This window comes from Saccharophagus degradans 2-40 (assembly GCF_000013665.1).
Lineage (GTDB): Bacteria > Pseudomonadota > Gammaproteobacteria > Pseudomonadales > Cellvibrionaceae > Saccharophagus > Saccharophagus degradans.
This window is the reverse complement of sequence record NC_007912.1, coordinates 3,569,705-3,582,629: the sequence shown is the minus strand read 5'-3', so window position 1 is coordinate 3,582,629 and position 12,925 is coordinate 3,569,705. Positions and strand designations below refer to the sequence as shown.

General features: G+C 45.4%; 5 protein-coding genes. All 5 read left to right on the top strand.

Going from position 1 to position 12,925, the window contains the following annotated elements:
* Positions 1–248 precede the first annotated feature (248 nt).
* The 5 genes from SDE_RS14830 to SDE_RS14810 all read left to right on the top strand — a co-directional run bounded on the left by SDE_RS14830 (position 249) and on the right by SDE_RS14810 (position 12,893).
* Complete coding sequence (locus SDE_RS14830) at positions 249–3,965, top strand: glycosyl hydrolase (protein ID WP_011469307.1); 3,717 nt, start codon at positions 249–251, stop codon at positions 3,963–3,965.
* Positions 3,966–4,240: 275 nt separating this feature from the next.
* Positions 4,241–5,581 (top strand): tetratricopeptide repeat protein, encoded by a 1,341-nt coding sequence (locus SDE_RS14825; protein WP_011469306.1) that lies wholly within the window; start codon positions 4,241–4,243, stop codon positions 5,579–5,581.
* Between the two features lie 547 nt (positions 5,582–6,128).
* On the top strand, positions 6,129–8,762 hold the full coding sequence (locus SDE_RS21425; protein WP_011469305.1) for a carbohydrate-binding protein: 2,634 nt from the start codon (positions 6,129–6,131) through the stop codon (positions 8,760–8,762).
* Between the two features lie 109 nt (positions 8,763–8,871).
* Positions 8,872–11,925: a TonB-dependent receptor gene (locus SDE_RS14815; RefSeq protein WP_011469304.1), complete on the top strand. Its 3,054-nt coding sequence runs from the start codon at positions 8,872–8,874 to the stop codon at positions 11,923–11,925.
* A 239-nt stretch (positions 11,926–12,164) separates the two neighbouring features.
* On the top strand, positions 12,165–12,893 hold the full coding sequence (locus SDE_RS14810) for a SapC family protein (protein WP_011469303.1): 729 nt from the start codon (positions 12,165–12,167) through the stop codon (positions 12,891–12,893).
* Positions 12,894–12,925: the final 32 nt, after the last annotated feature.

Sequence of the window (12,925 nt, the reverse complement as noted above, 5' to 3'; positions counted from 1 at the left end):
GTGCACCGTGTGACGGCCTTTACAGCTGTGTGCCAGTAAATTTTGCCGTTTCAGGCACAGCGTTTTTCTCCCGCTTTCACACTTTGTTGAATAAAGGACGACCGCCATACCCCACAAGTGTAATTTGGCCGAGCTTGCTGCCTAACTATAAAAACTACAGCGCAAGTTTTGACCGGCTGCCACACCTTTACTGTCTGTGTGCTTAGCCTGCCTCATCTATCAAATAATAATTACACTAGGATACTTACATGATACTGCGACTGATACGTGCCGCAATTTACATTGTGGCGTTTGTTTCTCTTATCGCCTGTGGGGGCTCAAGCACATCCAAGCCCGCGCAACCGGATATTCCCGATACGGATCTGCCTGACACGGGAACACCCGAACCCGAAAACAGCGATCCAGTTGTTCAATCTACGCCGGCTACAGCCATTGCGGCGGGCAACGTGTATAGCTATCAAATAATGGCTAGCGACGCAGACGAATCGGATGTCATTAGCTATGCGGCGGTTACTTTGCCTAGCTGGCTGGCGTTCGACCCAGATACCGGAATACTTACCGGCACGCCCCAGCAAGCTCATGCTGGTAATGCTGAAGTGGTGCTTAGCTATAGTGACGGCAACGTAACCCTGCAGCAGCAATTTACAATTGCAGTTAGCGCGAGCTACACCGAAGAGCCACCAACACCGATGAGTCGCCCAACCGTAAATGCGGCGGATACCAGTACTTACACTATTACTGCCTACGGCGCGGGCAGTATTGCGGATGCGATTAACCCTGCTAGCTATGGCTGTGTGTACGATTACGGTAATTGGATTTATAACGCCGGCGTTGTGGAGCCAGGAGTAAGCGGCTGTGACCCTATAGGCGCACCAACCTACCGTACACCGCAGGTGGTTGGGGAAGCGGCAAGCGTGCCAACCCCAACGCATAAATGGTGGGGCTCGGTTTCTTTTTTAGGTGAAATGAAAATAGGTGACCCGGCAGGCGCAGGTTACATAACGCCAGACCCAATAACTGCACGTATCTCGAATAAAGGCGTGCGTATTATGGGCATACCCAACGGCTTGGGCGCGCAAGGCAACCAGTTTATTTACTCTGTACCCGACCCTTTTAGCGAGGTATTCGATGGAATAGCGGTAGCGAATAGCGAATATGCCAACCTAGAAGCGTATTTAAAATCCTACAGCGATGGCACCGCTACCGTGCAATGGCAGAGTGGCAACCTGCCGGTTATGCAGGCCACATTTGTACACGGCTCCCCCTATGTGTTTTTTAAAGCCTATCGCGGCAACATGGTGTTGCGCACCAAAGCTGCAGACGGCGGTGAAAAAGGCACGTTTTATAATGAAAATAATAGTTTAGGTATTTGGACCAGTGTAGCGGGTAACAAAAATGACTTTTTAATTACCGGTGAAGGCGAAACGGTTTTTAACAATATCGAAACCGATACCATTACGTTAACCAATGCAGCGAACGAATTTACCTTAACGTTATTACCTACAGCGGGCGCCGGTACACCTTCAAGTACTGTTATTCAGGCGTTTGAAGATAGCGCCCGTGCAGTGGTTGCCAAAGTAGATATTCAATACTCGGTAGACCGTACCAATAACATGGTAACGGTTACTCATACCTATAAAAATGAAAGCAATACGCCAGTGCAAACCCTCGCGGGGTTACTGCCCATGCATTGGAAGTATTCCGATACAGCATTAAGCGGCTACAAAACCCGAAGTGCGCGCGGGATGGTGCAATTTGCCCATATTGATTCGTTTAGCTACACCATTCCTTATGTGGGAGTATTACCGTATTTACCGTCATCGGTAGGGGATTTCGATTCCTCTGTGCTCGCAGGCTTAGTGCAGGCGTTTGTAGCTGAAGGGCCAGAAAATTGGAACCCGCACACCGATACCTATTGGTCGGGCAAAGCGTTTAATAAAGTTGCCGAGTTATCGGCAATAGCGCGCTCGGTAGGTATGACAAGCGAAGCAGATACGCTGTTAAATTGGCTTAAAGCCGAACTGCAAGATTGGTTTAGCGCCAACACCAACGGCAGTTTGGATGAGAAAAAATACTTTGTGTACGATGCCGAGTGGAATACCTTGCTTGGCCTAGAAGAATCTTTTGCTGCACACCAACAACTAAACGATCACCACTTTCACTACGGCTATTTTGTACGCGCCGCTGCAGAAATATGCCGAGTAGATGCAAGCTGGTGTGGCGCAGACCAGTATGGTCCCATGGTGGAACTGCTTATTCGCGATTACGCCGGTGCCAAAGACGATACTATGTTCCCTTACGTGCGTAACTTCGACCCCGCCAATGGCTTTTCTTGGGCATCGGGTAGTGCCAACTTTGTGCTGGGTAACAACAACGAATCCACATCCGAAGCGGCCAATGCCTATGGTGCAATTATTCTGTACGGGTTAATAACTGGCGATAATGAGTTAGTGGAGCGCGGTATGTATTTGCACGCGTCTTCGTCGGTGGCCTACTGGGAATATTGGAACAACATCGACCGCTACTTGGGGGCCGATGCCGACCGCGATAATTTTCCATCGGGTTACGACAAACTAACTACCTCTATTATTTGGGGGCATGGCGGCGTGTTCTCTACCTGGTTCAGTGGCGCTTACGCTCATATTCTTGGTATTCAAGGGCTGCCTACCAACCCGCTTATTTTTCATGTGGGCTTACACCCCGAGTATATGGAAGACTATGTGGCACTGGGTTTAAGTGAATCGAGCAACAATAAACCTTCGGGGTTAATCGACGATCAGTGGCGCGATATTTGGTGGAACCTATGGGCCTTGACTGATGCAGAAGCGGCCATCGCCGATTACAACACGGTAGGCAGTAACTATGCGCCAGAGTTTGGTGAAACCAAGGCGCACACCTACCACTGGTTGCACACGTGGAATGCGCTCGGCCATTTAAAAACCGGCACTGGCGAGCTAACGGTAAACGACCCCGCTGCATTAGTGTTTGAAAAGGACGGAATAAAAACCTACGTAGCGTATAACTTTAGCGGTACACCAAAAACTATTTTGGCTAGCGATGGCTTTGAGTTTATTGCGCAGCCCAATGATTTTACCGTGGTGACCACCGCCGATAACAACCCCGACGACACGCAACCGCCTACACTACCGGCAAACTTGCAAGCGCTTAACCTTACCCAAACGAGCTTGGATGTTAAATGGGATGCATCTACCGATAACTACCGTATGGCAGGTTATGTAGTGCAGGTATTACAAGCCGATACATTAATAGAAGAAACGTCTTCTATAGCCAGCATCGCCTCGTTTAATAACTTAACGGCCAGCACAAGTTACACCATTCAAGTTAAAGCTAAGGATCGCTCTGGCAATGAAACCGCATGGGTAAGCATTACGGTAACCACGCCCAGCGAAACCGACGATTTACTACCAACACTTGATGGCGGTGTATATAGCGCAAACGTGGGGCCTAACTCTGCGGATTTAAGCTGGGCGGCAGCAACAGATGATCGCGGTATAGCAAGTTACACCATAGAGGTGCAGGTTGGCGGCGCAGTATTTGTAACTGAAACAGTGTTTGATACTTCGTATGCGCTTAGCGGATTGACCGAAGCAACCGAATACAATGTGGCGGTTTATGCTACAGATACCGGCGGTCAACAATCTGCCACTATTAGCGGTATTGTTAATACCACCAGCAATCCATTTGGCAGCGGTTGCGAATTGATTTGTGCCAGCGCTACCTCTAGCTCATCTGTTACGTTTACTGTGCATCAAGCGGGCGCGGTAGATATTCACTACTTAGTGAACGGTGGTAACCAGCAAAATGTAAGGATGTCTGCTCAGGCAGACACAAGTGTTTACGAGGTAACTGGGCTAAGCGCGGGGGATGTGGTGCGAGTTTCGTTTACCGTTATTCCATTAGATGGCGGCGCGTACGATACCGATTGGGAAAACTACACTTTTTAAGCTTGGTTGTTATGGCGTGCACCTCGCGGGGTGCACGCCCCTTTGTGGTCACTATTTATTTATATGGCTAGGAAGCAAGGCCATGGGTAGGTGGGCTAATTACTTGAATTAGGATTGGTCAATATAGTTATCCATTATTGGTATTAAAATTGGTTGAATCTTGTGTTGGAAGGCTTGCGGCCGTGTGCTAAAGTCTTTCGCTAGGCTTTATTCAATAATCTAAGTTGTGCGTACAGCAAAGTAGGCATGCTTATATAACCAAAATAGTGAGATTTATGAAGGCTATACTTTTCTTTTTATATGCACTTAGTTTTACCCTCCTAACAGTAGCTCACGCAGATGAAGAAAAGGATTTTGCTCAAGCGTATAGTCAATACACTCAAGCGTTAGAAAAAGGTGATGCAAAGGCAGCATTACAATACGCTAAAAAAACCTACGACCTAGGTATGTTGGTATTAGAGCCAGATAGCGAAAGCCTTTTGGCAGTTACCGATAATTACGCAGCCTTGCTACTTAAAAAAGGGGATAGCAAAGGGGCATTGAAACTGTACAAAGCCGTGTTGGCAGATAACGAACGCGCATACGGCCGTTACGCTAAATCGCTGGTTCCTATTCTCGAGTCTATCTACAAAATTGAAGCCAAATTTAGCCCTAAGTCTGCTGAAGATGTGAAAGTACGCTACTTCAAGCTGCTTTATCGCCATAACCCAGGTGAAATTGCCAAGTCGATGGACGAGGGGGTTTTACCGCCAGCAGATAATGTAAGTGATGTAGCTGCAGACATTACCGCCACCACGGGCTTATCTGTAAAAACCCACGAGGGGGATCACTGGTCCATTTTGTACACTGGCAATAATGACGAAGGTGCGAAAATATTCGATCAGCAGCTTGAAATATCCTACCGCTCTATACGCGAGTTTTTAATTTCTGCCAACCTTGCGGTTAAACCCCTAGATACCAAGCTGGTAGCCATATTGTTTCAAGACGAAGCCGAGTATATGGATTACCTAAAAAAGAAGGACTACCTTATTCGTGGTAAAGGCTCATACAGTGAGCGAGCGGGCTTGCTCATTATGCACGACAACCTAAGCAAGCGTTCAGATTGGAACTTCTTCAAGCAAACCAACTTTATAACTAAAGAAGCGTTACAGCAGGTTGCGGTTGCGGCAAACGTGTTTTCCACAACGAAAACCTACTACCCACTGTGGCTGTACGATGGCTTAGCTTACTCCTTTGAGTTTAATGATATTAAGCAACCCTTCGGCCCGCATACTCAAAATATCTCCTCTACTAACTGGTCGCGAGCGCAAGATCTAATCGACAATGGCGGTTGGTTGAGTATTCAAGACCTCGTTCGCTTGGATAATCTAGAAGAAAAAGAGAAGTCCAACAAAGAAGTGCTCTACATAATGGGTACCTATTTGGTACGTTTTTTATACGAGCAGCGAGGGGATGAGCTTATAGATTACCTATTGCTCTTGCCCAAGCAAAACAAAAATGCGCAAAAATCTATGTATAGAGAAAAAGCCTTTAGAAAAGCCTTTGGCGACCCGGCAGATCTAGATAAAGACTGGCGCCGCTTTTTAAAGAATGAAGGTATCGAACTGAAATTGTAAGAATTACTTTAAGCTAAAATTATTACCCCATTCATGGGTACTAAGATTTCAAAAAGCCGAGTGGTCACCGCTCGGCTTTTTTGGTTCCGTTTGGGTCGTTAAAAAATCATACAATAATATTCGGTGGTTAAGCTTTACGCGAAAGCGCTTACATGGTCTTGAGTGCTTTTTCGAATTTATACCTCAAAACAGCGACATATCCCCCCTTAAATCGACCTGTGTCAACATCTTTTCTGCTGTTTTTTGCTAAGCATCTAAACGCCAAAACTGCCCTGCAAGCCCTATAAAACCTAGGCGTTCGAATCGTTTGGCTAGGTCGAACCTTCTGTTTTCAATTGATTCTCACTCAGTACCCTTTAGTCGAACGACGTTTTTTTCATCCCCTCTTACTATCGGGTACATAGCGACATTTTTTGTGAGCTGTATCAAGTTTATAGCTATGTGCTAATCACTGATTTAAGGGCGTGTTTGTCGCTCGCGTTGCTGCGAAGCAACGTTTCAGGCATGCCCAATACGCAATCAATAATAATCAATAATGGGGTTAACAATGGTTAAGAATAAATTGTATCTAGCGCTATCTATAGCGGCTGCTACAAGCCTAACGGCATGTGGTGGTGGCGGGGATGCGGCTGATGACACTGTTAAACGCAACGTATTTGCCGTAGGCGATGTGTTTAAAACGCAAGAAGATGGCGATGCGGTTGAGGCGGATGTAAGTGAAAACGATTTTGGCAGAGGCCTCACGTTCGCATTAGAAAGCGGTAGCACCACGGCTAATGGCGAGCTGGTATTCAATGCCGATGGCTCTTTTACGTATACACCCAATGCGGACTTCTCTGGTAAAGACTCCTTTACCTATGTGGCCACCCACACCGCATCGGGCGATACAGCCAGTGCCTTGGTGACTATTAACGTAATAAGTGACTTTGAAACCATCGAGGAATCTGGGTGGACGCTAACGTGGTCCGACGAATTCGATAGTTTAGATAGCATGGCGTGGGATGCGATGAACGCATCTGCTTCTGAAGGTGTGTTGTCGGTAAGCGCTGTAGAAGGGCAAACATCTTACGTTAAAAGCACCGCTGCACTGGGGCAGGCTGGGCGTATTGAGGCGAGCATTCAGTTGCCCGATGGTAAAAGCTTGTACTCTGGCTTTGGCTTAATGCCAATGGCCGACATGTTCGATGGTAAAAATGCATTAATGGCCATCGAGAGCGCGAACAATAAGGCAACTGCTGGTGGTCATTGGGGTATTGGATTAGTAAATGGTGTTGAAATTAATGAACCCACTAACGCAGTAGTACGTGCGGAATTTCATACCTATGCCATAGAGTGGAATGAGAGTCTGATTCGCTGGTATATAGATGATATACATATTCATACCGTAGATACCCTTAATACCTGGTCATACAATTTAAGCGGCGATACCGTGGTTGCCGATACTACCACTAAGCCGTTTAGCCAAGACCTGCAAATAATGATGGAGTTAACGGCAGCAAGTTCAGGTTTGCCAAATGCAATGCTGGTAGATTTTGTAAAGGTTTATGAGTGTGACACGTCTGTTACCGATCAAATAGAAAGCTGCGCATTCGCGGCTGACGAAAATGTGGATAAGCTTGCTTCCAACCGTATTGAGTCGGTTGGTGAAATTGTTACCCCATTGTTCACAGATGAGCTTACATCGTTAAGCTGGCATTACTCTGATGCCGAAGAAGCTGTTACTTTTGTTACAGAGCAAGAAAGCGCTGTGCCTACTCATAGAGGTATTGTTTCTCAGCCCGACGTTATGGAGCCTGTAGCAGAAGTTGCACCAGTGGACCCTGTAGAAGAAGGTGAAGAGGGCTACGAGGAATATCAAGCTTACTTAGCTTATGTGGACTACCTGAACTATTTAGAAACTCTCGCATTTTTAGATACAGTGGACCCAAGCCGCGAACGTGGCGCTGTTATTCGGTATCAATCGGATGCAAGCACATGGTCTAATTTTAGTTTGAATACTCCGAGCTTAGGCTTAGTTGGAAAAGATTCCGCGCTGCAGTTTGATATGTATATCGATAGCGCATCTACAACTACCGAAACCATCGAAATACGCATGGAAACCGGTTGGCCATTCCTTGGCACTGTTCTGCTAAACGTTGCAGACTTGCAGCTAGATACTTGGGTGACGTACAACATTCCCGTTAGCGACTTTTTAGCCAATCCATTTATTACACCCGATTGGGCAGTGGGCCAAGACTGGTTCTTGGGCGGTAACGGTGTTGAAGGGCAGCCTCTCTATTTAGATACCAATTCAATTACTAAAGCCATTGTGGTTCAGCTAGCAGCACCAGGGCATTTAGTTTTCGATAACGTTGCAATTACTTGTGTTTCGAATGAAAGCTGCTTCCAGGGGCCATTAGCCAAACAGCCCATCGTAAAGGCCGGTCCTGCTCCCATTATTTACGAAGCAGAAGCTTACACGGCGGTAACGGGTGAAGTGCAAACGGAAGATACCCAAGACGCGGGCGGCGGCCAAAACGTTGGCTATATCGACGCAGGTGAAGCATTGGAATACACCATTGTTGCACCTATCGACGGTACCTATAAATTCCAATATCGCTTGGCAAGTGGCTTAGAAAGCGCTTCTGAGTTTGATGTTTCTATCGACGATATGCTTATCGATGGCCAAAGCCTACCTGGTACTGGTGGCTGGCAAGTGTGGACCACATTGGAGTCTGGTGAGTTTGATCTAACTGCTGGTGAACACGCTATTGTGTTTAATTTTGCTGGCGGTATGAACTTTAACTGGTTTGCAATTGTTCCGCCCCCTATTGCGATTTTTATCGAAGCTGAAGATTACTCGTCAATGGCTGGTGTTCAGCTTGAAGACACCGCAGATGAAGGCGGCGGTCAAAATGTTGGGTATATCGACGCAGGTGATTTCCTTCAATACAACGTCGAAGTGCCGGCTGATGGTACCTACTTCATTGAATTGCGTGTAGCCAGCAGTGGTGGTAGCGATGGCTTTACCATTACTTCCAATGGCATTACTACAAGCACTATTCCTGTAGCGGATACCGGTGGTTGGCAAAATTGGACTACTCAAACTGTAGAGATGCAATTGTCTGCTGGTCAACAAACACTTCGTTTCGACTTTATCGGTGGGGCCATTAACTTTAACTGGATCAATGTCACCAACTAACGCTTAACATAGCCCGCCGCACACTTAAGCGGCGGGCATACCTTGAATGCGTTACTCGAAATAAATACAAACGTTTAAAAAAATAATCGCTCCAATTAGGGGACAAAAAATGTATAAGCAATCATTCAAACATAAATTACTGGCTGTAAGTATTGCTACAGCAGTAGCTGCAAGTGCCAATGCACAAGAGCAGCAAACACAAGCAGAAGATAATCAAGAAAATGCACTTGAAGAAGTAATCGTTACGGGTATTCGCGCAAGCTTACAGCGCAGCATGGATATGAAACGCGATGCCAAAGGTGTTGTGGATGGCATCTCCGCAGAAGATATGGGTAAATTCCCCGATACAAACCTCGCTGAATCGTTACAACGTATTACGGGTGTTGCGATTGACCGTGAGCGTGGTGAGGGTTCTAAAATTACGGTGCGCGGTTTTGGACCAGATTTTAACATTGTTACTTTTAATGATCGGCAAATGCCTACTAACGGGGGTAGGTCGTTCGATTTTGCGAACATTGCTTCAGAAGGTATTTCGGCGGTAGAGGTTTATAAGTCTGGTCGCGCAAATGTTGCTACTGGTGGTATTGGTGCAACAGTAAACGTAAAAACAGCTAAGCCATTGGACAAGCCCGGTTTTCAAGCTGTAATTAGCGGTAAGGGTGTGCATGACCCGAGCAACAGAGATGGGGCATCTGTAACGCCTGAAATATCAGGCATTTTTAGTAATACTTTTGCAGACGACACCTTCGGTATTTCTTTGGCTGCAAGTTATCAAGATCGAGAAGGTGGATCTCAGTCTGCAACCACGCAGGATTTTTACAGCCGTAACTTGGTTACGCAAGAGCAAATTGATAACGGTGAAGGAGATAGTGGTGCGATAGCGGTTGGCGATCCAACAGCTATTGGATTCCCTTCTGAAGTTGGTGAGGGTGGCATTTATGCAATTCCTACTAACATTCAATACAACCTTGATGAGTTTAAGCGCGAGCGCACAAATGCCCAGCTAACCATGCAATGGCGCCCAATTGATACTGTTACAGCAACAGTGGATTACACCTATGCAGAAAATGCCATATCGACCGAGCATACAGATTTATCCGCATGGATTGACCCTGGCTGTCAAACTAGAGAGTCCGAATGGGTGCAGGAAGGGCGTATCTGGTCTCCAACTACTTATCGTCATGTAGGGTGTGCTACTGATAGTTTACAAGGCGTTGGTAAGTTTGCGATTTTGAACGAGAACAATTCTATTGGCCTAAATATTAAGTGGGACGCGACAGAAAAATTAAGCTTTTCTTTGGATTATCACGACTCAAGCGGTGAAAACAGCCCTAATAGTAAGTACGGTTCAAATAGCGTAGTTGCTGTTGCGTCTAACAACCGAATTACAACTAGCGGTTATTTCTCTGCAGACGGTATGCCAATACTGGATGTTGAACTAGGTGAGCGTAACGACTACGGTCAAATTATTCGTGTAGATGAAAAAGACCCGAACGATGTACGAATTACCGGTAGTATATTTGGCACTGCAGTTTCTCGAATGGATGTTAAGCAGCTACAAATACAGGGTGATTTTGAATTCGATGGCGGACATACCATCGATTTTGGTGTGGCTACAATGGAAGTTAAAAACCGCAGCCAATATACCGATATTCAGCGTAACAATTGGAGCGGCGTCGGTGAGCCAGGTGATATAGCCGATCTATTAAGTTTCGAATCTATTGACGGTGTGTTTGATAGCTTGAATGGTGGCGGCGACCCACGACAAGAAACGTTACTTTATTCTTGGGACTTCGATGCTCTTATTGAAAGAGGTGAAGATCTGTTAATTTCTGGAGACCACACAACAAACCCTTCTAAGGGTGGGGGACCGTGCGGTACCGGTTATTGCCCAACCTATAATTTTAATTCTGATGAGTTGACCACCGAAACCTCTAGTTCGGTTTATGTGCAAGGCCATTATTTAGGTGAAGCGTTTAATCGTGATTACAACGTATATGCTGGTTTACGGTATGAGTACACCGAAGTGAATTCCGAAGCTCTTTCCCCTGTTGTAGGCGGGGTTGGTTGGGATGTTTCGTCTAACACATTCCTCTACGGTTATTTAAAAGATGAAAACGGCGATGACCTGCAGGAATTTACTGAGTTAACAGGTGATTACGATGTCTTATTGCCTAGCATTGATTTTGATATTGAATTAATAGACGATTTAATTTTGCGCGCTTCTTATAGCAAAACAATTACTCGTCCTACCTATGGTGCCTTAAAGGGGCAGTTAAATATTTGGTCGATAGGTAAAGAAGATAGTACAGCCGGTAGTGGTAACCCACAATTGTTACCTATGGAGTCCGATAACTTAGACCTTTCTATAGAGTGGTACTACGGTGAGGCCAGCTACGCATCTGCTGGTATTTGGTCTAAAAATGTTACTAACTTTATAGCGAATGGCACGTTTGAAGATATTCTACTATATGAGAATGTTACTACACCTTATGGTGGAGCCTTGTATCAAGAAGCGATAGAGGCCATTACAGGTGGCGATTCAAGCGTTACTTTTGATGACGACGACATTAATACCTATTTCATTGAAAACTACGCGAATGGGAATAACCCATATGTAATTATCACTGGTGAAGGCGAAGATGCCACTGTGCAGCTAGATGGCGCACCCGGGGACCCTGCTATTTACTTTGACGTAAGTAAACCAGTCAATCAACGCAAAACCAGCGTGAATGGTATGGAGTTTATGGTGCAGCATACCTTTGGCGAAACGGGTTTCGGCTTACAGGCGAACTACACTATTGTAGATGGCGATTTAGATTACGACCTTAACCTTAATGAAGAGCAGTGGGTTGTGCCCGGAATGAGCGATACCGCTAACCTTGTGGGCTTTTATGATAAAAATGGCTTAGAAATCCGTTTGGCTTATAACTGGCGTGATCAGTTCTTAGTTGACCCAGGTAAAGATCCAAAGTTTGTTGAAGAGTATTTTCAGTTAGACCTGAATGTTAGCTACGAAATTAACGACAATGTGTCTGTATTCGTAGAGGGTATTAACATCACCGAAGAAAATAAACGTGTACACGGTCGTTCAAGCTATCAAGTACGTGAATACGCTGTAGGTCACGCCCGCTATAACCTAGGCGCTCGTTACGTCTTTTAAGCGTGTGTAGTAAAGCTAATGAGTAATATGGTAACCCATACAAGCCGCTTAATTTAGCGGCTTTTTTTATGTTCTATAATGTAGTTTAAATAAGCTAGATGGCGTGGTAAAACACAATGTTATGTTATAGGCTGAGCAAACAGCAAACAGCAAACAGCAAACAGCAAACAGCAAACAGCAGAATTTAGAGCTACATATAAATAACGCTTTTCATATGGTGCCCACAGGCTGGAGATAAAATGAGTAGCCACGTAATTTTAAATAACGTAACCCATAAAAACCTAAAAATTAATACTCAACGTAGCGCCAGTTTAGGCGATGCGGTTGCCTCTGTGCTCACCTTTCCTTTCGAGTTTCGCAATATATTATCCCATTACCCCATTTGCTTTAAAAAAGATGAACAATCCGGCGAGTTTTATGCGGCAGCGTTTATGGGGTTTGAAGAAAATGAAAACTTATATTTAACCGAATCCGGCTGGCAAGCCAGTTATATTCCGCTTGTAATAGAGCGCGAGCCATTTCTAATTGGTTTTCAGGCTAGCGAACAAGGTGGTGAGCCTGGGCGAATTATTCATGTGAATATGGAAAGCCCGAGAATAAGTACTACCCAAGGTGAACCGGTTTTTTTACCTATGGGTGGTAACACACCTTACCTAGAGCGCATAGGGTCTATTTTAGAGGCCATTTACCAAGGCCAAAAGGGCAGTAAATTATTTTTTGACGAGTTAATTAAGCATGACCTACTAGAGGCCTTTGAGCTTAGTGTTACATTAAATGATGGCTCAGAAAATAAACTGGTAGGTTTTTATACCGTGCACGAAGAGCGATTAGAGAATTTATCTGGTGCGGCGTTAGAAGCGCTTAGTCGTAGTGGTACATTGCAGCATGCCTATATGGCATTGGCTTCGCTCTCTAATTTTAGTGTACTTATAGATAGAAAAAACCGACTCTTAGCGGCTGCTAAATAGCAAAAGCAACTAGTGCCGGTTAATAAAAAGTG